Consider the following 21,759-nt stretch of genomic DNA (forward strand, 5'->3'; position numbering starts at 1 on the left):
AACTTTGATTTCAATATAGGGAAAACTTTGAGTAGAAAGAGTTAAGTAATGTATATATCAGGTAGTTATGCTACTGCTACAAGTCTAATGTTCTTGTCTGGCTACCGATCTTAAATTTGTTTTATCTAGTCTGTTGGAACCGCATAAGGTATTTATCGAATGAATGTCTCAGCAAGTTTAACGCCGTTCAACAGTCCAACTCAAGATTCACTGCCGATGATTCTGGACACTTTGCCAGATCCTGCGATCACTTCCAAGACTTGTCCTCGGAGAACGCGGTTGCAAATCGACCTGATTTTATTGGCAATTGAAGCTTTAGAGCTTGGTGGTTCGGAAGCAATCCTGAGTTTTGCTCAAGAGTTGGATTTAAAAGGAATTGTTAAAGACAGAGTGAATTTATGGCGAATGCGTAGCTCTAACCCGCTACGAAGAGCGCATATCCGCCGTCCCTTAACTATTATGGAAGCAAAAGCTCTGGTAGTAATTGCTTGCTACATAGCGCGGCGTTTAACTGTTGTCATTCGCCAGTTACTAATGATATGTCAACAAATGGAAGAAAAGCAGATTCCATTAGAACAGAATTTGCGTCTATCTAATTATCTAGAGCGGTTTAGAGCGCATTTTAAAAGCCGGATGAATGCTCGGCGTTCTGGTGTACTAGCATTAACTTCTGATGAAAAATTAGATGAGCTAGCTATAAATTTGTTAGGACAATTACTATTTTGTACTGGTACAGCTGGAATGCAGCGATTCTGGATTAGTCTTTTTGACGGTGAAGTGGAATGAATATTCAACGTAAGTACAGTCTTCCTAATTGTACACTTCTTTTAGAAGGCTTAAGTGATGTCACTAGGGCTGCACACTTCCAGGAAATGCGCCCGGAATTATCAATATTGGTAAATGCAGAATGCTATTTATCTGGTTATAATCAGCCACTAACGGGAGGGCGGGAATTTTTTGAAAGTTTGGTGAGGGCTGTTAGTGGGTATGCCCAAGAATTTTTAAGTAGTGTACCTAATCCCCAAGCACACAATCAGGAATCGGAGCTAGTAGAGTTTCGGAAAGTTGATAGCAACCGACACAGATTAATCATACATTCCGAAGGAGCTCCAGAGGGATTCGATCGCTCTAACAATCCCAAACGTCCGCCAATTGAAATAGATTTGAATACGGTGCAGTTGTTTGATTTAGTAGAAGCAGTGGATCAGTTTTTTGCTGATACCCAAACTTTACCTGAACTTTCTCTAGAACTACAACCAGTTACCAGACGCTATGGCGGTGCTAGTCAAGCTTTGGTTAGGCAGGCTGTACCTGCTGCTGTGGGTGTGTCAAGTTTAGCAGTAGCTGCGATCGCCTTTAACTTGATTCCACCTCCCCAACTGCGTTCACCGCAGCCAAAAACAGATGAACAAAGTAGCTCTACAATAAACAATATCACTCCTCCAGCATCAGCGGCTGCAACACCCATTGCTGCTGCAACGCCTACATTAACGCCCACACTAACGCCTACAGCTAATGGAAAGCCGGCAGTTAAAGATTTAGAAGCACTTTTAAATACAGTTCCAGAAATTACCGATCCATCCCAGTTACGTGCATTGAATCGTCAAGTTTACAACCAAGTTCATCCAGCTTGGACTAATCGCTCAGGATTGCAACAAGATTTGATCTATCGTCTAGGTGTAGCTGCGGATGGAGCGATTGTCGGTTATAAAGCAGTGAATAAAGAGGCAAATCTAGGAGTAGGTCAAACTCCTCTGCCAAACGTACTTTACAATCCAGCTACCCGCCCTCCCATTTCCAATGAACCAATCGCCCAATTTCGAGTAGTATTTACTACACAGGGTGTGCTACAAGTTAGCCCTTGGCGGGGATATGCTAGAACGCCAGAGGTAGTGGGTACAAAAATTACTGACTCTAAGATAGTCAAAAATTTAAATCAAAAGCTTTATAGTACAGTTCGGCAAACTTGGAGTGGCACTCGCACCTTTACGCGAGATTTGAAATATCGGGTAGCAGTCAACAAAAATGGTGTAATTGCTGACTATGAACCACTCAACCAAGTTGCCTTTGACTATTTTCGGGAAACACCCCTTCCGAAGATGTTTAATGCTATCTACGGTTCCAATGTAGCAGCTCCCAACGATAAAGAACCTCTCGCCCACTTCCAAGTAATATTCAAGCCTAGCGGCAACCTGGAAGTTACACCTTGGAAGGGATATCAGTAATTGGGTATGGGGCATGGGAAAGAGAATTAAGTCCAATGCCCAATGCCCATTTATCGCGTAATTCTCCGCATATAATTTCCCCACAACTGAGCGGCTTGAGCGCTGCTCCCAGATGTCGGAGAATTATTGTCGTTTCCCAGCCAGACACCAGTTACAAGCCGCCGACTTGGGATAAAACCTATAAACCATAAGTCAACGTTTTTATCAGTCGTGCCTGTTTTCCCAGCTTCTCCCAGCCCAATGGCAGCACTACGACCGGTACCTCTGCTGATGACACCACGCATTAAACTAGTCATCTCATCGGCTACACCATTTGGCAAAACTCGTTTGTTAGCATCTGGATCTTGGTCGAAGGAGTAGATTACACGGCAGGTTTTGATATCATTGCGATCGCTGCAATCACCACTGTCTAAAATTCGGTTAATCGCATGAGGAGGATTCCACACTCCACGATTGCCAATAGAGCCAAAAGCACCAGTCATTTCCAAAACATTGACCACACTTTGGCCTAGTACCAAGCCAGGAACCGGATCGAGGTTTGACTTGATTCCCAAATTCTGAGCCATCGCTACCACTTTATTCAGCCCGATTTCTCTAGCAACTCCCAAGGCGATGGGATTTTCTGAAAGAGCCAGCCCGGTGGCAATATCTAAACTGCCAGCACCTGAACGACAGGGTTTGTAAGTGAAGCCTTGCCAAGTTAAAGGAGCGCAGGAATAACTCTTGGATGGTGAAATTCCCTGTTGAATAGCGGCGGTGTAAGCAAAGATTTTGAAGGTAGAACCTGGTTGTCTTTTAGCTTGAACAGCACGATTGAACTGACTTTTTTTGTAATCAGTTCCGCCTACCATTGCGAGGATGCCACCTGTACTGGAGTCAAGAGTTACTACAGCCCCTTGAGAAAAATTAAAATTTCCACCACTATTGTTGACTGAATTCCGCAACGCTGATTCAGCTTGGCTCTGGATCGCAGGATCAAGCTGGGTTTCAATGATATAATTCCCTTCGTTTGCGGCTCCCTCGCCCAAAATTGATTCAAGTTCAGAGAAGACGTAACTGTAAAAATAAGGAGCGATCGTCTTAGCTTGTTGTTCACAAACTTTAGGGCTAACTTGAACAGTGGAACGTCTAGCTCGGTTCGCATCTTCAGGTTTAATTTTGCCCATCTCCAGCAACCGCTTAATCACGCGGTTCCGGTATTCAGCTGCTTCTAGCTTATTTGGCCCATCTCCACAAAAATCAAATGCGTTGGGAGCAGGTAAAATTCCTACCAATGTTGCTGCTTCTGCCAAAGTTAATTCTTTAGCAGGCTTCTCAAAGTAATACCGAGCTGCATCCTCAAAGCCAGAGGTATCTCCCCCCAAAAAAACCCGATTTAAGTACATCAGCAAAATTTCATCTTTGCTGTAAAAGGTTTCTAGCTTTAAGGCGACAACTGCTTCTCGTAATTTGCGTCCAAGGGTATCCTGTCTGCCTACATACTCTCGGAACAAACTGCGGGCAACTTGCTGCGTAACAGTGCTGGCTCCTTGTTGTACATCTCCGCTACGACTATTGATCAACACGGCTCGTAAAATCCCCAGAGGGTCAACCCCAAAGTGCCAGTAATAACGACTATCTTCTGAAGCTACTACGGCAGATGGCAAATAAGGGCCAAATTCCTCTAAACGCTTCATATCTACATGAGAGATAGTTCGAGGCTCTCTCAGTGGGGTGGCTCCATCACGGGCGTAAACAACTACTGGAGCGCGTGTAGCTGTAGGTAGGGGTTTAACTGAAAATTTTAGCCATTCTACGCCAATTACCAACGCGAACAAGGCGCTGACACCACCAACACCATAAGCTGTCCAACTTGCAGCTTTGACATACCAGGCTGGTGGATCGACGTATTGTAAGCGCACAGAAGCGGCGAGTTCTGGGGGTCCCAGAGTCAGAATATCGCCGTGACGTAGTTCTAGGGAATTAACACGACGCTTGCCACGATAAATGCCATTGGTGGAGTTTTCGTCTTTGATGACGAAAACTGGTGTGCGCTGAGTAGAATTGCGCGATAGTGACAGGTGAATTTGGCTGACAACAGGGTTACGGACGACGATATCGCTGGATTTGGAGCTACGACCGAGAATATAGCGATCGCCCAACAGTGGATACACCTCTGCTTTATCCGCCCCCGCATCCTGCACCCAGAGTTCTGGTACTTTGGCATTAGGCTTGAGCGCCAGTTTGGAAAAATCAACCCTAGCTTGGATAGTATGGACTGCTTGAGTCAGTTGACCAATTAACGTTTGTGGCTTGTGAGGGGGTTGGGGAGAACTCATCGGCTATTCACATCACACTTTTTAGTGAAGAATGGGGCGAATTACAATTTTAGATGTTAGTCTTTCATCATTTTACTCATAAGCCAAAGCATAAATTAGCTATACGGTAATTTTTGATCCAATTTATACTTAATATTGCCTTTTAGTCTGAATAAGCTTGTGATTTTTATCACTTACTTACAGAAGCATAATTTTTTTTATTCTTAAATGCTTGTTATCTATAGCGTTTTTACTTAAATGACTAGCAGTATAGATTTTAGGATTGTGCTTATAAACACTAGTTGCTAACAAAGGACAGATTTAATTTTTACAGATTTTACATATTCACATATTCTGCGACAAACTGAAATATATTCATTTAGGAAGATTTTCTAAATCTCATTATCTGTTTTAATGGGCCGAGTGTTCCGTTGAGGTAAATTTCAGAATGATGGGAAAATCTCTGACCCTGATTGGTACAGCTCTATCCTTGGCTCTAACCACTAATATTGCCGTAGCCGAATCCAGTAAATCCCCCATAGCTCAATCCAGTAGCGAATCTACTAGCGCACCAACGGAAATCAAGATGTCGCCAGAAGGTATGAAAATTCTGTGCGAGTATTTTCCGCTTAACTCTCGCTGTCCCGGCGGCACAGCACTTACCCCTGGTGCGGCTCCTGGTAGCACTACAGCACCAGCAGAAACCACACCTAGCACTGCTCCTGGTAGCACTACAGTACCAGCAGAAACCACACCGAGTAACATCACTCCTCCCGATAGCACTACAGCACCAGGAAGCGTTACCCCACCTGATAGTGGAACTCCCGAAAGCACTCCAGCACCAGGAAGTGTTACCCCACCTGCACCTGGCGCTCCTAGTAACTTAACTCCAGCACCAGGAAGCGTTACCCCACCTGAACCTGGCGCTCCTAGTAACTTAACTCCAGCACCAGGAAGTGTTACTCCAACTGAACCTAGCACTCCTAGCAACTTGACTCCAGCACCAGGAACTACTCCAACTGAACCTGGCACTCCTAGCAACTTAACTCCAGCACCAGGAACCGTTACTCCATCTGAACCTGGCGCTCCTACAGAACCAGGTGCCAACTCTCCAAGTACTCCATCTACTGCTCCTGCCACAGGTAAATAAATTAAAAGCTGGATACGTCTGACATACTAATTTACCATCAGCGATCGCCTGTGCATCTTGACTTTCTGCACCAGTTATGAAAACTGGTGTAGGATATAAATCCAAATCTCTGGAACCCATAAATCAAGTCTTTGCATATAGGACTGAGCTATGGTTTCAGTAATTAATAGCCTGGGATTAATCATCCCAGGCTTAATAGTTTAATCCAACCTGCCAGTTGAAGTTGGTGTTTTTTGGAAGGAAGCAATTAACAGGAAAACAATACCAATACTAATAAAGGAATCTGCCACATTAAATACAGGAAAGCTAATCAGGCGAAAATCAAGAAAATCAACGACATGGCCTAAAACAAAGCGATCAATACCGTTGCCCATAGCTCCACCTAAAATTAAGCCATAGCCCAACTGATCCCATAAATTTAATGTTGGGCCAAACAAGGCCAACGCTATCAATACCAAACTCACTCCTAAAGATAGCCAGCGCAACCATTCTACTTTCCCACTTAACAGACTAAAGGCGGCACCAGTGTTAGTAACATAGGTGAAGTGAAATATTCCAGTTAAGAGTGGTAGTGTTTGCCCCAAACTGAAGGTTTGTACCACCCAGTATTTTGTTATTTGGTCTAGGAAAAAAGCTATAAAGGCAGCAATCCAGAAAAGGCGGTTTTTTAAACGCATGAAACTAGGGGCTAGAGACTAAGGACTAAGGACTAAGGACTAGGGGATAAGAAAATTGTAAATTTCTTGCCCCTAGCCTCTAGCCCCTTGATGACTAATAAAACATTAAGTGACGCAATATATATGCTATTACAGTAACGGCACAGACCACACTTAATTGCCCTGGTAGTGCAAACCAAGAGTATCTGAGGATTGCTTGCATCAAAGGTAGATTTTCTGTGCCTTTCCACTGAAAAATATAACTAATAATCAAATAACTAATACCGCATAGATGTAGAGTTAACAAGCCACAGATGCAACTAAAGGCAAGAGTTTCTAGTCGAGGTCTAGCTTTAAAGGCAACTAAGCCACAAATCCAAGCTCCAGGAATAAAGCCTAGTAGATAGCCAAACTGAGACAGCTTAACATAACCAATACCACCTCCATCAGCAAATACAGGTAATAAGGTTAACCCCATCACTAAATAGGCAATTTGCGAGAGCGCACCGGCATTTTTGCCCCCTAAACAACCTACTAACAGTACTGCGCCAATTTGAAAAGTGACACCTAAAGAAAAAGTCTGAATTCCGTGCTTACTCCAATTCCAAGGAAAGGTGATGCCATAAGCTTCTAAGAAGGTACCACCCATTGTCAGGAGTAAGCCAATCATAGACCATAGTAATTGATTGGAAGCAGCAAACATTTATCAGGCAACCAGGAAAAGGCAAAAAGGAAAACCAACAGCAACTAGGATGTTCATTAGTATTAAAATGAAATTTGTGCTGACACCTCTAAGAATTAGCATATTTTTTTTTGCCTTTTTGGTATGTAACTTTTCAGTTCTACTAATTATGACTTAGGTGTCTATAGCTGTAATTTTATTGACTGAAGCGTAGTCTGATCTGGTATTTGACCTAATACATGGTAAAGTTAGCAAAATTTAGTATTTAAACTAAGTTTTTAGATTCAGCGCCAATTTATGCTAAAAATTGTTAAATATGCTTCTTTAATTCACTTTTTTTAGCGATCGCCTCGCCTACTCTCCATAAAATAGGCAATTTATAGTTTTCCTTCTGCTTTATCTAAATTAGTTCACTGTCTAAATTTAGATTGTTTAGTTATGAATTTAAGTCTGCTTAGACCTATAAGCAGCAATAACTTTCATAAAATTCCAAAATTTATTAAGCTTTAAATAATAACACAATTTATTATTAGACCAAAAAAGTGACGTTATAAATCAAGTTTTGCAAATATATGTAACCAAATTACTGTGGTACTATTGGTAATGTGTGACTAAAGCACCAGTATAAATTTTATCAAGCAAAAGCAGAAACGAGTGTTTGTTCTTCATTAAAAAAAACAAGCTTTTTTTACTTTGTTAACCTATCCTTTACCTTTACCTTAATCCTTTAGGGGTATTCTTAGAGGCGCTCACCTGAAAAGTTACCCAAACATTGATAGCGATGCCTTCACCTCTTAGTGTAACAAAAATTCATCGCCTCACAGCTTCGGTTTCAGTGTTAGCACTGATAATCAGCCTAGCTGCATGTGGCGGACAGCAAAATCCAGATAATACAGCCACAAAGGATACCCCTTCTGGCACTGCTACAGATACTACTGCCTCCAGTACAACCAAATTAGATTTGGGTGGAAATCTCAAGTTAAGCGGGGCTGGTGCATCTTTCCCAGCACCACTATATGATACATGGTTTACCGATCTAAACAAAAAATATCCAAATCTGCAAGTTGACTATGCCTCAGTTGGTAGCGGTGCCGGAGTTGAGCAATTTATCAAAGGGACTGTAGACTTTGGTGCCAGTGATGTTGCCATGAAGGATGAAGAAATCCAGAAGGTACCAGCGGATAGGGGCGTTATTTTACTGCCTGTAACTGCTGGTAGCATCGTGCTAGCTTACAACTTGCCAGATGTTGCAGAACTAAAGCTACCACGAGCCGTTTACGCTGATATTCTACTAGGCAAAATCACGTCTTGGGATGATCCCCAAATTGCCAAGGCTAACCCAGGTGCAAAGCTTCCTAAAGAGAAAATCACAGTTGTTTATCGTTCAGATGGTAGCGGAACAACAGGTGTGTTTACAAAACACCTCAGCGCTATTAGCCCGGAGTGGAAGACTAAAGTTGGTGAAGGCAAAACTGTCAACTGGCCTAGCGGAGTTGGTGCGAAGGGGAATGAGGGTGTTACCGCCCAAATCCAACAAACACAAGGTTCTATTGGTTATGTCGAGTACGGCTATGCCAAACAAAATAGTCTTAAGTTTGCTGCTTTGGAAAACAAAGGTGGTAAGTTTGTTGTTCCTAGTGAGGAGTCAGCCTCTAAAACTCTGGCATCAGTAACTCTACCGCCCGATCTCCGCGTCTTTATTTCCGACCCAGAAGGGGCCGATTCTTATCCCATCGTCACTTACACCTGGATTTTGGCTTACAAGAAATATCCCAATGCGGCAAAAGCTAAGGCAGTTGAAGCTGCGATCGAATACGCTTTAACTGAGGGCCAAAAACAGGCTACAACATTAGGGTATGTTCCTTTACCCCAAAATGTGATCGCAAAGGTGGCTGCGGCTGCGGATCAAATTAGTCCAGACTATAAAATCGCTGTTGGTAGTGGTACTAGCGCTAGCAAGTAGCTACAGTGAAGACATGAGGCATTGTTAGACAATAATTTTTAAACTGGTTATTAAACTAGTTTTAAAAGACGATGAGGCAACAATTTCGTTTAGTTAGATGGTTGCCTCGCATATCTTCCTCTGATTTAATTGTGAAAGTCGGTAGTCATGACTACAAATTCTCAAAATCTTTCATCAGCGACAAAAAATCGCTCTGATGTAGAAAAATCTCTAGATCGCGGTTTTATCTGGCTAACTAAAATTTTTGCCTTTGGGGTTGCTGCCACTTTATTATGGATCGGCTTCCAAGTTGCAATTGCTTCTGGACCTGCCATCCAAAAGTTTGGTGCTAGCTTTTTAGCTAACACCACTTGGAACCCAGTTAATGATAGCTACGGGGTGCTACCTCAAATTTATGGAACTCTCTTGAGTTCTTTTATTGGTTTACTGATAGCTGTACCGATTGGAGTTGGTACTGCTATTGTACTAAGCGAGGATTTTTTACCCGCAAAAGTGAAGTTGGTACTAGTTTTTGCAGTAGAACTGCTTGCAGCTATTCCCAGCGTTGTCTACGGCGTGTGGGGTATTTTTGTTTTAGTGCCTATTTTAACTAGCTTGGGAAAATGGCTCAATAGTTACTTTGGCTGGATACCATTTTTTAGCACCCCCCCTACAGGACCAGGAATGTTACCAGCAGGAGTCATATTAGCAATTATGACTTTGCCCATCATCACAGCTCTATCGCGCGATGCTTTGATTTCTATACCCTCCAGTTTGCGCCAAGCCGCCGTAGGACTAGGAGCGACCCGATGGGAAACTATCTTACAAATTCTGATTCCAGCAGCCTTTTCGGGTATAGTTAGCGCTGTGATGCTGGCACTCGGTCGGGCAATGGGAGAAACAATGGCTGTGACAATGTTGATTGGTAATTCCAACAACATTAGTATCTCACTGTTAGCACCAGGCAATACGATTTCTTCTCTACTAGCAAATCAATTTTCCGAAGCTAGTGGTTTGCAAGTTTCGGCTTTAATGTACGCTGCTTTAGTTCTATTCTTCTTGACCTTGGTAGTTAATATCATGGCCGAGTTTATCGTTCTGAGAGTCAAGCGACTGTAGCTTAGTTTTGGGTTGAATTATGACTTCTAGTTTTCCAGAGCGCAGTCTAACTCGCGCTCCTATGTCTCAAAGGACACTGTTTAATACAGTAATGACTGTAGTCGCATTTATCTGTGGGCTATTGGCACTTGTGCCTTTGCTAGCAGTACTTTCTTACGTCATTATTCAAGGTTTTAGCAGTTTGAGTCCCAGCCTCTTTTTTGAACTGCCACCCAAAGCTTTACAACAGGGGGGAGGCTTTGGCAATGCAATATTGGGCACATTATTAATGGTAGGAATTGCTGCCCTAATTAGTATCCCATTTGGTGTTTTGGCGGCGATTTACATCACAGAATTTAGCTCGGCCCAAGTCGCGAGATGGGTACGTTTTGCGGCTAACGTCCTGAGTGGAGTGCCGTCAATCATTGCTGGAGTATTTGCCTATGGCATTGTAGTTTTGACACTAGTAAAGTTAAACTTAGGATCGTACTCTGCTTTAGGTGGAGGGTTTGCACTGGCAATTTTGATGTTGCCAATTATTGTCCGAACCACTGATGAAGCCTTGCAGTTAGTATCGCAAGATTTGCGACAAGCATCTGTAGGGTTAGGGGCAACTAACTTTCAAACAGTAACACAAGTAGTTTTGCCAGCAGCTCTACCTGCGATTGTAACTGGGGCAACGCTAGCGATCGCCAGAGCATCTGGAGAAACCGCACCTTTACTATTTACTGCGCTATTTTCCAATTTTTGGCCTGGTAGCTTATTTGAACCCACAGCTTCTCTTGCTGTTTTGGTTTACAAATATGCTATTTCTCCGTTTAAAAATTGGCAATCACTAGCTTGGGCAGCATCTTTGATTTTGGTATTGATGGTTCTAATCACAAGTATCATTGCTCGCTGGGCTACTCGCAAAAAAGCTTAGGGAAACGGCTTACACATAGCGGATTTGTATCGCTAAAACTAATACTGCACTTAATTTATGGCTACCAATATTAGCACAGTCAATGGTACTGAAACTGTTTTACGCACCGAAAACCTCAACGTTTACTACGGCAAATTTTTAGCCTTGCAGAATATTTGGCTAGATATACCAAAAAATCAGGTTACAGCCTTTATCGGCCCTTCTGGTTGTGGTAAAAGTACCTTGTTGCGATGCTATAACCGCCTCAATGACCTGATTGAGTCATTTCGGGCAGAGGGTAAAATACTTTTTTACGATAAAAACTTGTACGCATCCGATATTGATCCTGTAGAAGTACGTCGGAGAATTGGGATGGTGTTTCAAAGACCAAACCCCTTTCCCAAATCAATTTATGACAACATTGCTTTTGGAGCCAAAATCAATGGCTACAAAGGTAATATGGATGAATTAGTAGAACGGAGTTTGCGGCAAGCGGCTTTGTGGGACGAAGTTAAAGATAAGCTACGACAAAGTGGTTCGTCTTTATCAGGTGGACAACAACAAAGGTTATGTATTGCTCGTGCGATCGCAGTCCAACCTGAAATTATATTAATGGATGAACCTTGCTCCGCTCTTGACCCTATTTCCACCTTGCGGGTTGAAGAATTAATTCATCAGCTGAAAGAGCAATATACCATCGTTATCGTTACCCATAATATGCAGCAAGCAGCGCGGGTTTCTGATAAGACAGCCTTTTTTAATGTCAAAACTACTGAGTCAGGAAGTCGTAACGGATACATGGTAGAATACGACGCAACAGAACTAATTTTCAACAATCCTCAGCAGCAAGATACCAGAGATTACGTTAGCGGCAGATTTGGATAAATACTGCACATTGTTGATATTAGAGCAATGAGGGATACTCGGAAATCAGAGCTGTGCGAGATTCCTCTAGTTTTTTAATTTATTCGCCAAGGTTAGCGTAGGCGTAGCCCGCCGCAGGCATCGCTTAATCGATTATGGCTGTTTCTCGCTCAAGAAAAGCAAGAATTAAGCTGTTTAATACAATACTTGCATTAATTGGGTGGGGTACGACACCCAGTCCAAAAATTTTTAGTGAAAATATGAGGTGTATTTACACCGTGATGCACTAGGTGATTTTAAAGTTTTTTCTAAGCGGGCGGCGGGAATCGAACCCGCATTAATAGCTTGGAAGGCTATAGTTTTACCACTAAACTACGCCCGCAAATTTCCAACTTTATAAATATAACACAGTAGTTGGAAAAATTCAAGCGTCTAATTGGAATTAACAGGCTGGATTTTGATTCGTACAAACAAATTGCTCAAATCTGGTTTTGTGCCATCGTTGTTATGAGCGGCAAGAAAGTTTTCTGTCTTGAAAACATCATTGAGAATTCGTTCGTATGTGCTTTTTTCACTTTGTAGTGTTACAGGTTCTATTTCTAGAACTACAGCCTGTTGAAAGTTGCCATTGCGATCAATTATTAAACTAACAAGCATTTGTGCTGGCTTAACTTCAGAATCGCCAGGTAGAAAACTTGAGTCTAGTTGTTTTGTGTTGCTTCCCGTGTATGAAGCGATAACGTCGGGTAGAGCATCTTGTCGAAATCCTCTTGTTTGTATGAACTTAATCATTTCATCTCTAAGCAAAGGGGCTACTATTGCTACCGATGCTCCCCCAGTAGGAGTTGGTGGAGTTTCCCTAGTTGAAGTTGTTGGAATTTCTCTAGTCGAAGTTGGTGGAGTTTTTCTGTTTTCAGCTTCCGAAACTGGTGGATTTGATGGAATACCTGTTGGTAGTGCCGTTCCCTTTCCCAATTTGATTTCTTGACGGCGATTCCAAGGTAGATTACCGATTGGAATTGTAGGTGTCGGTTTTGGTGTAACTGTTGCTTTTGGTGTAACTGTCGGTTTTGGCGTAACTGTCGGTTTTGGCGTAACTGTCGGTTTTGGCGTAACTGTTGATTTCAGTGTGGTTGTCGGTTTTGGTGTAGCTGTTGCTTTCAGTGTAACTGTCGGTTTTGGTGTAACTGTAGGAACTCTCTGTTTTCTATTAGGTTGAGAGGCGTAAATTCGACTCTTTTGCTGGAGATTATCAGCAGAATTTATTGCGTCAAAATCTTGATTTCTTCTTGGCGTAGTTCGTGGTGAACGCGCTGATACAGACTTTTGAGTTATGGATGCTGGCTTTTGCGAAACTCTTTTGACTGTTGATTTTGATTGAGGAGCAATATCTATCAATTCAATGGGAACAGCAGATTGACTTTGCTGAGGAAACCACAGACTAAATGCATTAGATGAGCGCATCAGCCAGAATGCCAGCAAGTGCAGAGAGACTGAACCTATAACGACAGAAATCCACAAAGCTGGTGGATCCGTGTGTCGCCTCCAGACTTTGGTTGGAATTGGAGTTTTGTCTGCAACCAATGGTGTCATATTATATAAACTGGATATGATTAGGCACTTTTACTCATTGCTAATGCTTTAAAATACCAGTCTAAATTTTAGCGATTAACCATTACCTCTGGTGTAACAGCAAAGGTCAAAACAGTTTCATCTACTCCTTTAAGCTCTAATGGACTACCTTTAGTAATTTCTTCTTCCTGCAAATAATCTGCCACGGCAGCAGAAACCAAGATAGTACCGGGAAGAGCGGCAGCTTGCAATCTGGCAGCAATATTCACACTTGGACCAATAGCAGTATAGTCGGCACGTTCAGCACTACCAAACATCCCCACAACAGCCGTACCTTGATGAATACCGCACCGAAACTGTACGCTAGTAAGTCTGTCACCATCGAATACACCTTGCTCTCGCCAGCGCTGGTTCAAGTCAGCCAGTGAGCGGTGCATTGCTCTTGCTGTATTGATGGCACGACGTACCTGTTCATTGGGGGTTAGTTCTTCCGGCGCTCCATATAAAGCTAAAATAGCATCTCCCATAAATTTATCTACAGTGCCGCCATTACCAAATACAACCTTAGTCATAGCTTCTAAATATTCATTTAGCAATTCTGCGACTCGCCGGGATCTGAGAGTATTTGATAGCTGTGTAAAACCCACGATGTCACTAAACAAAACTGTAATTAAGCGTGGTTCTGGGCGCAAATCTAATGTTAAATCTCCGGTTGCGGCTTTTTGCACCAATACAGCCGGTAAAAAGCGCTTTAATACTGATTCTGTTAAATAAGTATTTAACTCCACAATTCGTCGTTCATTTTCTTTTAATGCTAAAAGATTCCGAACTTCCGCTAAAAGTTCCCGGTCATTGAATGGTTTTGCTAAATAAGCATCCGCCCCATGTTCTGTACCTTCGATGCGGGTTTCTTCGTCAACTTTCGCTGTCAGTAGAATAATGGGCGTTCCTTTCAGCTTTTCCTCATTGCGGATCATCTGAATCATCTCAAGTCCGCTCACCAAAGGCATCATTAAGTCAGTCACAATCAAGCTGGGTATAATTTCCTTAGCTAAACTGTGCCCTTCATAACCGTTACGAGCTGTGCGTACATAATAACCGTTACGGCGGAAAATTTCAGATACATAAGTTCGCAAATCCGGGTTGTCATCTACAACTAAAATTGAGTGCTGAGTCTTAAGTGCTGAGTCTTGAGTATCAATATTAGGAGAGAGATTTATTGTAATATCTTCAATATTGTCTGTTGTTGACTCTACCAGTTCTAAATCAGCCAATTCTACGCTAGCGCGGCTTGTATTCACTTCGGCAGGCGTTTCTAGTACTTGCTGTACGGGTAAATGACCATTTCCAGTCACAAGCCATAAACTAAAGGTAGTACCTTGGCCGTAAACTGATTCCACAGTAACGTGGCCACCATGCAATTCTACCAATTCTTTAACTAAGGCTAAACCCAAACCACTGCCTTCATAGGAACGGTTTGCTGAACCTTCAGCTTGGCGGAAGCGCTCAAATAGGTGGGGAATTTGTTCTTTAACAATGCCAATTCCCGTATCTTGTACTTGTAATATGCAACGATCTTGTTCAGATTTTAGTCTGACACCGATCGTGCCACCTTCGGGGGTAAACTTCATGGCATTTGATAGAAGGTTATAAACCACCTTGTCGAATTTTTCCATGTCCAAGTATACCGGAGAACATTCATCTAACTGGGTGGCGAGATGCAGTCTCTTCTTCTCACAGTAGGGACGAAAAGATTCCACAATTTGGCTGACAAATTCGACTAAATCGCAGGGATGGAAACTAGGCTGCATTCTTCCCGCATCTAGGCGTTGTAAATCCAGAAGTTGATTTACCAGTCGTAGCAAGCGCCGAGAGTTACGCAGGGCGATCGCACTTTGGGAGTAAGATAATCCTTCACCAGCCGCCACCGCTGACTCTAAAGGCCCTTGAATCAAGGTGATCGGTGTGCGGAACTCATGGGAGATATTTTGGAAAAATTCGGTTTTTTGTTTATCTAACTCCAGTAAGCGTTCAGCTTGTTGGCGAGTTTTTTGATACAGGTGTGACTGTTGCACAGCGATCGCCGCTTGAGCTGCTACTGCTTTCGCCAAATCGATATCAGATGGCAACCATTGACGTACTTTTTTACCTTCATGCAAGGTAATACTACCGATACATTTACCATCAGCCAATAATGGTACAAACATTAGCGATCGCGCTGGCATTTTTAACGGCAAATTAAAACCCTGTATATCTGAGGGAGAATGGCTTACATTCCCAATTACCACAGGTTCATGTGTCTGTAGCATTTGTTGGAGGATGGGATTCTCTTGTATAGATGATTGAGAATAGGGTAATCTCTGGGGTGATAGGTGGTTATTGTCTGGGGCTGGCGATGCCTGCGGCGGGCTGTGCCTACGTAAACTTTCCAAATGTTGAAAACTGTCATACAAGGCAACACACTCGACAAACTCATCTTCTTCTGTCCACAAAGACAGAACGCAACCATCGACCTGTAAAGCTTGTCCCAGTTGTTGAGTAATAGCCGCAAAGATATCTTGGGGGTCTAGACTAGAGCGAATCGCGCTAGTAATTGTATTAATTAAACTTTCTCGCTTGGCAAGGGCACGTACTTGTTCGTAAGCATAAGCTTGAGACAAAGCTAAGGCTGCCTGATCCGCTACCATCAACACTAGCTGCACCTCATCCTCTCCCCAGAAGCGGGGCACAGAACACTGGTGCAGTGCCAGCACTGCCATCAGTTCTTGTTGGCAGATCAATGGCACAACTAAACTAGAACAAATATTAGCCGCAGCAAAAGCTTCCCCACGTTCGCGCAGTTCGGGAGTATTACCGTGAATACGTTCATCATCGGTTATATCGTGAATCACTTGGACTTCGCGGGTTTCCCACACCGTCTGAGCCAAAACAGTCAGAGGGGTAGAAGGGGAGAGGGACACAGCAGAAGAATTATTTGCCTGTACCTCTGCTGGTGTGTGTTCCCCTGCTTCTTCTGAGAGAGCTTTCTGATAAATAAATCCTTTATCCGTCAACTGCTCATCTTGGAAGGGACGCAACAGACAGACATCCACCTCCAACATGTGACCCACTGTATCTACAATTGCCTGCAAAATTTGTCTGTAGTCTAAAGCACTACGAATCGTATTTGTGACAGTATTCAGCAGTGACTCTTGTCGGAGTGTGCGTGTAAGTTCGCGGGTGCGGGCTTTGAGGACATTGTGAGTATCCAAAGCTTGGCGTACCACAGCTTTAAGTTCCTCTGCTTCCCACGGTTTGGTGACATATTTAAAGACCTTACCAGCGTTGATTGCTTCCACCAAGTCTTCGACATCGGTGTAGCCAGTTAAAATAATCCGGATAATATCTGGATATTGAGTTGCTGTCAGGCTCAAAAATTCTGTACCGCTCATCATTGGCATTCGCTGATCGGAGATGATCACCGCGACCTCTCCCTCTTGAGCCAGCAGATCGAGGGCCGCAGGGCCAGAGGTTGCCCTTAGCACCTTATAGTCGCGATAGAAGGTGCGATAAAGCAAGTCAAGGTTGTCTGGCTCATCATCGACAACCAAAATTTTAGGCTTACTGTTTGCTTGGGATTTCATGCACCGCTTTCCTGCTGCAACGGCAGTCGGATAAAGAATAATCTGATCAGGGAAGGATTTTTCTGAGTCAGGTAAGAACAGAGCATTTCCACCAATAAGGCTCTTTGGCTACATGACTGCTGAGTGTAGGAGCGTTTACTCACGGTAATTCGTTTCAATTGCTTATACCTATTACCGCTTGCTTTAGTGCAGTGTAATTGCTTTCATAGTCAGTTATAGGGTTATAGAGTCGATCCTTGCTAGTCAAATCTTCTTTCACCTCCTGCGAGCAATGTCTAATACTACATACAGCACTCATAGCTAGCTGAAAAATCCAGATGAAGCTGCATATTAAGTTTTCCCTCCGCAGCAGTTGTACTAACACTTGCACGTCAATTTTATTTATGCTAGTCATGGTAGAGTCAGCAAAATTAAAACAATAAGATTTAAAACCAAAGTATACTATTAGACAAATACCTCTTTCTAATTTAGCAATCAGAACTATCATTAAGACAAGTGGTATTGGTGAAGAAGTTAGGGATAGGAATCTGCAATATTCCTGCCTAGTATCTGTACAGCCTGTTTCTATTACTTAGCAGCAAAGTCTTGTTGGTGTAGCGCCAATTGCATAAATAAGTTCAGTATTACAACTTAAAGATGGTTTACAACCAAAGTTGGTTGTTAGTGTACTTACTTAACAATTTTGTAGGTAATGCTTACAGGTAAGTTATGCTATATATCTACCCATTAACCTAAATCTGTACGATTTACAGATTTTTTTGTGGTAAACAGACTGATATACTCCCTATCTCAAGCAAGGGATGCATCTAATCCTACTGAACTTAAGATTGTAGCTTTATGAAGCTGTAACTTCTGAGACTCTTTCAAAAAGACGGACTATAAAGCGCCAAACTAAAGTGTAAAACTTTGTATGCTTATAAGCAAAAGCAAATGAGCAGTCTTAGGTCAGTTCAATCTACTGGGAATATATAAAGTTTTTATGCGGTTAAAAGGGTGTTTGAGGATATTTGAGAAAATTTTCGTTGAATAAAATCAATACTAAACTAGCTTTGAAATATCGGTCTTTTCATCCATACCAGCAACAGCCAATCGATCCAGCCTGCTGCGAATTTCAAATTCGTACAGCTACACCTACTGATTTGATCGGTGTTTCCCAAATTATTGCTGAAAGCTTTCACTCCCAAAAAGGTATGTGGGGATGGGCTTTTCCATTGTTACGTCTGGGTATTTACGAAGACTTAAGGCATCGGATGACATCACCTCTACCCCGTCATATTTGTTTAGTCGCCTTGGAAGCTACTAGCGGTGCGGCTAATAACTTAGTAGGAAGTGTAGAACTGGGTGTACGTTATAGTGATTCGTGGGGTCAGGCTGGCATAGGTTTTCCTTACTTATCTAATTTAGCGGTTCATCCAAAATACCGTAGACATGGTGTGGCTTCAGGATTACTGACTAGCTGTGAAAAAGTTTCCCGCGAATGGGGATTTCAAGACTTATATCTTCACGTTTTAGAAAATAATCATCAGGCAAGGCAACTTTATTTCAAGGTGGGATATCGGGTACATAAAGTCGAATCAAATTGGAATACATTTTTATTAGGACGCTCAAGCCAGATATTATTGCACAAGCATCTGAGTGCTAATTTCAGTATCTGAATTTTTGTAAATTTTTATTTTCTAATTAGTTTGGAGAAAATCTATCATCAATATGAGCAACCAAAGTATAGATTAACCTAATTAAAAAATTAGCCAATGTTAGCTAAATAGATTGATATGTATAACTTTAGATAATTGGTTTAAGTAGATTTTATTGGGATTTTTATTATTTATTCTAAAATAATATCACTAAAAAACTTCACCGAAATAATTAAGTGTTACAATTTTTCAGTTTTAACCTGTCATTAAATAATAACCATTTTAGAGTATTTTATATAGATAGAATAGATGATTACAATAGAATATAGATGTACGAATACCTTATTAAATAAGCGATCCCTCATAATAACTTTGTAATTAAGATATTCATCTTTATAAAAACTTTAATAAAACACTCTCTAAATTTGGGGACAAATCTGGTTATATCTCATAAAATATGATCACTCAATTACTAAGCAATGTGTATTTATTACTATCTTAGTGAAATTGACCAAAAGACTCTTGATAATAAAAGAATTCAAAAATCTGATTTGACATCAAAGCTAGTTACTTTTTGAAGTGCATACTACTACCAAATTCGTTGAAAGTTTAAAAAACATGGATAGCGAACAGCATCGACGCTATCAAATCTCTATGGTATCAACTTATTACCCTAAAACTAGTTTCCTTGACTCTGTTGTCATGCCAGATGGAACTGAGCAATCGCAAGGCTCGGATATCCTTACACGTTTACACAGTGGAGAAGTTTTCATTGTCAATAGTCGTAGACGGAATGGATTAATCCTCTTTAAACGCTACCATGCAGAGTTTGCTGGGCCTGGGGCTGCTGTGGGTGGGGATTACGACTGTGATTGCCAAAGGGCACTGCCCATAGGTAATCTGTCTTTGTTAACCCCCGATTCTAATGAAGAACGCCAGAAGGCTTACTTGATTAGGCGACAGTGGATTCGATTGATCAAACAAATTACAGAAAACCCAATACCTGGGCAGCGAGTTCAGAAAATTCTCGATCAATTTGAACAATACTTTCCACCCGAAATAGTGGCTCTTTTGCCGGATCTTGCTTTTGCTCTTTTGGTAGGTGTGCTGCCACAAACGGTAGGATTAGTACGTCGTTTGGGCAGTGAGATGGATAGCCGATTTAATTATTGAGTGAATTGCTAAAATTCCAAATCGGCTATTGCTGCTTGGACTCTAGTAATCGTGCGGGCGTTTTCCTCTATTGTTCCAACAGTAATTCGCAATCCTCCGCTAATGTGTCGTACAAGAGTGCCGAGTTTTCTAAGTTTCTGGTGGAAAGTTTTTAGCACAGCATCTTGTGAATTTAAGCCATTAGGTTTAAGGCGTAGGTAAATAAAATTAGCAGCACTTGCGGTAATTTGTAGTTCTGGTTGCTGGGATAAAATTTCGATGAGTTTGGATCGTTCACTCAAGGTTTGGGGAATTGACTCCAGTAAGAGGGTACGGTTTTGTAAAGCAACTAATGCTGCTGCTATGGAAAAGCTGGGAAGATTGTAAGGTAAGCGAACTTTTTCTAAAATGGCGATCGCTTCGGGATGAGCAACGCAATAACCAACACGGAGAGATGCCAATCGGAAAGCTTTAGAAAAAGTGCGTAATATTACCCAGTTGGGGCGCTGCGCTAATTCACCTACTAGGGTAGTTTGACTAAATTCAAAGTAAGCTTCATCAATTACTACCAAAATATGTTCGCTCAGACTTCTTAACCATGCCAACTCTGCCGTCGTTAAGCTATTGGCAGTCGGCGAATTTGGATGTACTACGAAAACTACGCGAATGGGTGGATTTTGAGTTTGTTCGATCGCAGACTGTGCGGCTTTTAAGTCAATTTCAAAATTTGTTTCGTCTCTACCCACCGTTACGACAGGAATTCCCAAAGTTTGTGCCAAAATTCCGTACATAGAGAAAGTAGGATTGGCAACGAGAATTGAACCTTCTCTTCCTAAACAAGTGGCGATTAATAAAGAGCGGATTAGTTCATCGGAACCATTTCCAACAGAAATATTGGCAGCAGTATTGGATAGCGGGAAAGCGGCTGATTCATTGACGTATTCTGCGATCGCATCCTTAAGGGTTTCATGTCCACCATCAGGATAACGATTTGTTTCAATTACTTGCTGATATGTCCAGGCTAGTTTTTCTTTTAACTCAGGTGGTAAATCGTAGGGGCTTTCATTTGTATCCAGGCGATCAAACTGTGTAGAGACAGAATCGGCTGTATCACTGCTGGGGTGAGGTTTATAGGCGGTAAATTGGGCTAAATCTGACCGAATGAAGGGAAGCATAATTTTAGTCATTAGTCATTAGTCATTGGTCATTAGTCATTAGTCATTAGTCATTAGTAACTAAACAAAGGAGAAATGACTAAGGACGTTAGTTATGTGAGAGTCTAATATTTTACAACTTCAAGGTAATTGGCAAAAGAGGCGAATTACCTGCCAAATATTTTCCATAACATCACCCAAGGCATGGTCACTGTCGAGTTCGACTAACTCCACCCAAGAACGGCAACGCGCAAAGTCACGACTAGCTTCGATGGGAATAACTTCATCCTTTTTTCCATGCAAAATTAGGGTAGGTATAGAAAGTTGCAAAAATTTTTCTTGGTATTGGGCAGCATCTATAACGAAATCATAACTTAAAGGAATTGATCGCTCCTCTCCATAGTGGTAGACCATGATATATTTTTCGTGCTGCCAACGCTGTACTTCTTCATAGCCTAGCTTGGGCAACCAATGGGATAAAAATCCAAAAGCTGGTGCTAGCAGCACAAGGCGTTCTACTTGTAAATATTGCTGTCCTAAGTGTGCAGCGGTCAAACCACCTAAACTTGAGCCAATCAGGGTTACTGGTGTAGAATCATTACTAAATTCTGCGGCAACTTGAGCGATCTGACGAGTGATTGTTAACTGCGAAAAATCGCCAGCATTGAGATCGGGGATTTTGAGCTTTGTTTGAATTTTGAAAAAGCGATCGCCTATATCCCGCGCTTTGGCAGAATTAGGACTGGAAGCGAAACCGTGAAGATATATATATTGCAAAGCGTAGATAGTTAGGAGTTAGGGCTAATTAA

The 21,759-nt window shown here is 42.0% G+C and carries 17 protein-coding genes and 1 tRNA gene; 8 read left to right on the top strand and 10 right to left on the bottom strand.

The features are described from left to right. The first annotated feature begins 159 nt into the window (after nt 1-159). Nucleotides 160-786 (top strand): DUF3038 domain-containing protein, encoded by a 627-nt coding sequence (locus NPUN_RS04495; protein WP_012407644.1) that lies wholly within the window; start codon nt 160-162, stop codon nt 784-786. Then, the gene (locus NPUN_RS04500) at nt 783-2,225 is read left to right on the top strand and encodes a DUF4335 domain-containing protein (RefSeq protein WP_012407645.1); all 1,443 of its coding nucleotides are present in this window, start codon (nt 783-785) and stop codon (nt 2,223-2,225) included. The genes NPUN_RS04495 and NPUN_RS04500 overlap by 4 nt, the downstream gene beginning before the upstream one ends. 50 nt (nt 2,226-2,275) lie before the next feature. On the opposite strand, the gene NPUN_RS04505 is transcribed toward NPUN_RS04500, so the two are convergent. From NPUN_RS04505 to NPUN_RS04520, 4 genes are all read right to left on the bottom strand, one after another. Next, nucleotides 2,276-4,543 (bottom strand): transglycosylase domain-containing protein, encoded by a 2,268-nt coding sequence (locus NPUN_RS04505; protein ID WP_012407646.1) that lies wholly within the window; start codon nt 4,541-4,543, stop codon nt 2,276-2,278. Between the two features lie 522 nt (nt 4,544-5,065). Continuing rightward, on the bottom strand, nt 5,066-5,662 hold the full coding sequence (locus NPUN_RS44435; protein ID WP_167315573.1) for a hypothetical protein: 597 nt from the start codon (nt 5,660-5,662) through the stop codon (nt 5,066-5,068). 210 nt (nt 5,663-5,872) lie between these two features. Beyond that, nucleotides 5,873-6,349, bottom strand: a complete 477-nt coding sequence (lspA, locus tag NPUN_RS04515; protein ID WP_012407648.1) for a signal peptidase II — start codon at nt 6,347-6,349, stop codon at nt 5,873-5,875. A gap of 94 nt (nt 6,350-6,443) precedes the next feature. After that, a complete protein-coding gene (locus NPUN_RS04520) occupies nt 6,444-7,031 on the bottom strand; it encodes a biotin transporter BioY (protein WP_012407649.1) in 588 nt (195 codons plus the stop codon). A 760-nt stretch (nt 7,032-7,791) separates the two neighbouring features. On the opposite strand from NPUN_RS04520, the gene pstS reads away from it, so the two are divergent. The 4 genes from pstS to pstB all read left to right on the top strand — a co-directional run bounded on the left by pstS (nt 7,792) and on the right by pstB (nt 11,836). Continuing rightward, entirely contained in the window at nt 7,792-8,973 is a 1,182-nt protein-coding gene (pstS, locus tag NPUN_RS04525; RefSeq protein WP_012407650.1) for a phosphate ABC transporter substrate-binding protein PstS, read from the top strand. Between the two features lie 147 nt (nt 8,974-9,120). Further along, on the top strand, nt 9,121-10,071 hold the full coding sequence (gene pstC / locus NPUN_RS04530; RefSeq protein WP_012407651.1) for a phosphate ABC transporter permease subunit PstC: 951 nt from the start codon (nt 9,121-9,123) through the stop codon (nt 10,069-10,071). Nucleotides 10,072-10,090: 19 nt separating this feature from the next. Further along, entirely contained in the window at nt 10,091-10,972 is an 882-nt protein-coding gene (pstA, locus tag NPUN_RS04535; RefSeq protein ID WP_012407652.1) for a phosphate ABC transporter permease PstA, read from the top strand. A gap of 57 nt (nt 10,973-11,029) precedes the next feature. Continuing rightward, entirely contained in the window at nt 11,030-11,836 is an 807-nt protein-coding gene (pstB, locus tag NPUN_RS04540; RefSeq protein ID WP_012407653.1) for a phosphate ABC transporter ATP-binding protein PstB, read from the top strand. Nucleotides 11,837-12,126: 290 nt separating this feature from the next. Here the strand turns inward: pstB and NPUN_RS04545 are convergent. The 4 genes from NPUN_RS04545 to NPUN_RS41565 form a co-directional block, all read right to left on the bottom strand. After that, a tRNA-Gly gene (locus NPUN_RS04545) sits at nt 12,127-12,197 on the bottom strand. A gap of 50 nt (nt 12,198-12,247) precedes the next feature. Then, entirely contained in the window at nt 12,248-13,408 is a 1,161-nt protein-coding gene (locus NPUN_RS04550) for a hypothetical protein (protein WP_012407654.1), read from the bottom strand. A gap of 68 nt (nt 13,409-13,476) precedes the next feature. Then, nucleotides 13,477-17,010 carry a response regulator gene (locus NPUN_RS04555; protein WP_012407655.1) on the bottom strand — a complete coding sequence of 1,178 codons (3,534 nt, stop codon included), beginning with the start codon at nt 17,008-17,010 and terminating at the stop codon, nt 13,477-13,479. After that, nucleotides 17,007-17,153 (bottom strand): hypothetical protein, encoded by a 147-nt coding sequence (locus NPUN_RS41565; RefSeq protein WP_167315574.1) that lies wholly within the window; start codon nt 17,151-17,153, stop codon nt 17,007-17,009. The genes NPUN_RS04555 and NPUN_RS41565 overlap by 4 nt, the downstream gene beginning before the upstream one ends. Nucleotides 17,154-18,032: 879 nt before the next feature. Between NPUN_RS41565 and NPUN_RS04565 the strand changes: the two genes are divergently transcribed. Both NPUN_RS04565 and NPUN_RS04570 read left to right on the top strand, forming a co-directional pair. Continuing rightward, nucleotides 18,033-18,665 (top strand): GNAT family N-acetyltransferase, encoded by a 633-nt coding sequence (locus NPUN_RS04565; RefSeq protein WP_148220246.1) that lies wholly within the window; start codon nt 18,033-18,035, stop codon nt 18,663-18,665. Between the two features lie 597 nt (nt 18,666-19,262). Beyond that, entirely contained in the window at nt 19,263-19,817 is a 555-nt protein-coding gene (locus tag NPUN_RS04570; protein WP_012407657.1) for a hypothetical protein, read from the top strand. 8 nt (nt 19,818-19,825) lie between these two features. Here the strand turns inward: NPUN_RS04570 and NPUN_RS04575 are convergent, their stop codons facing one another. Together NPUN_RS04575 and NPUN_RS04580 are read right to left on the bottom strand one after the other, a co-directional pair. Further along, nucleotides 19,826-20,971 carry a histidinol-phosphate transaminase gene (locus NPUN_RS04575; RefSeq protein WP_193372274.1) on the bottom strand — a complete coding sequence of 382 codons (1,146 nt, stop codon included), beginning with the start codon at nt 20,969-20,971 and terminating at the stop codon, nt 19,826-19,828. Between the two features lie 120 nt (nt 20,972-21,091). Then, nucleotides 21,092-21,727 carry a YqiA/YcfP family alpha/beta fold hydrolase gene (locus tag NPUN_RS04580; protein ID WP_012407659.1) on the bottom strand — a complete coding sequence of 212 codons (636 nt, stop codon included), beginning with the start codon at nt 21,725-21,727 and terminating at the stop codon, nt 21,092-21,094. Nucleotides 21,728-21,759 lie beyond the last annotated feature (32 nt).

Origin of the sequence: Nostoc punctiforme PCC 73102, assembly GCF_000020025.1 — a bacterium.
GTDB classification, from domain to species: Bacteria; Cyanobacteriota; Cyanobacteriia; order Cyanobacteriales; family Nostocaceae; genus Nostoc; species Nostoc punctiforme.

Excerpts from the sequence above, each read along its gene's own strand:
- NPUN_RS04495 (WP_012407644.1), top strand. The coding sequence starts at position 160 with ATGAATGTCTCAGCAAGTTTAACGCCGTTCAACAGTCCAACTCAAGAT.
- NPUN_RS04500 (WP_012407645.1), top strand. The coding sequence starts at position 783 with ATGAATATTCAACGTAAGTACAGTCTTCCTAATTGTACACTTCTTTTA.
- NPUN_RS04505 (WP_012407646.1), bottom strand. The coding sequence starts at position 4,543 with ATGAGTTCTCCCCAACCCCCTCACAAGCCACAAACGTTAATTGGTCAA.
- lspA (WP_012407648.1), bottom strand. The coding sequence starts at position 6,349 with ATGCGTTTAAAAAACCGCCTTTTCTGGATTGCTGCCTTTATAGCTTTT.
- NPUN_RS04520 (WP_012407649.1), bottom strand. The coding sequence starts at position 7,031 with ATGTTTGCTGCTTCCAATCAATTACTATGGTCTATGATTGGCTTACTC.
- pstS (WP_012407650.1), top strand. The coding sequence starts at position 7,792 with ATGCCTTCACCTCTTAGTGTAACAAAAATTCATCGCCTCACAGCTTCG.
- pstC (WP_012407651.1), top strand. The coding sequence starts at position 9,121 with ATGACTACAAATTCTCAAAATCTTTCATCAGCGACAAAAAATCGCTCT.
- pstA (WP_012407652.1), top strand. The coding sequence starts at position 10,091 with ATGACTTCTAGTTTTCCAGAGCGCAGTCTAACTCGCGCTCCTATGTCT.
- pstB (WP_012407653.1), top strand. The coding sequence starts at position 11,030 with ATGGCTACCAATATTAGCACAGTCAATGGTACTGAAACTGTTTTACGC.
- NPUN_RS04550 (WP_012407654.1), bottom strand. The coding sequence starts at position 13,408 with ATGACACCATTGGTTGCAGACAAAACTCCAATTCCAACCAAAGTCTGG.
- NPUN_RS04555 (WP_012407655.1), bottom strand. The coding sequence starts at position 17,010 with ATGAAATCCCAAGCAAACAGTAAGCCTAAAATTTTGGTTGTCGATGAT.
- NPUN_RS04570 (WP_012407657.1), top strand. The coding sequence starts at position 19,263 with ATGGATAGCGAACAGCATCGACGCTATCAAATCTCTATGGTATCAACT.
- NPUN_RS04575 (WP_193372274.1), bottom strand. The coding sequence starts at position 20,971 with ATGCTTCCCTTCATTCGGTCAGATTTAGCCCAATTTACCGCCTATAAA.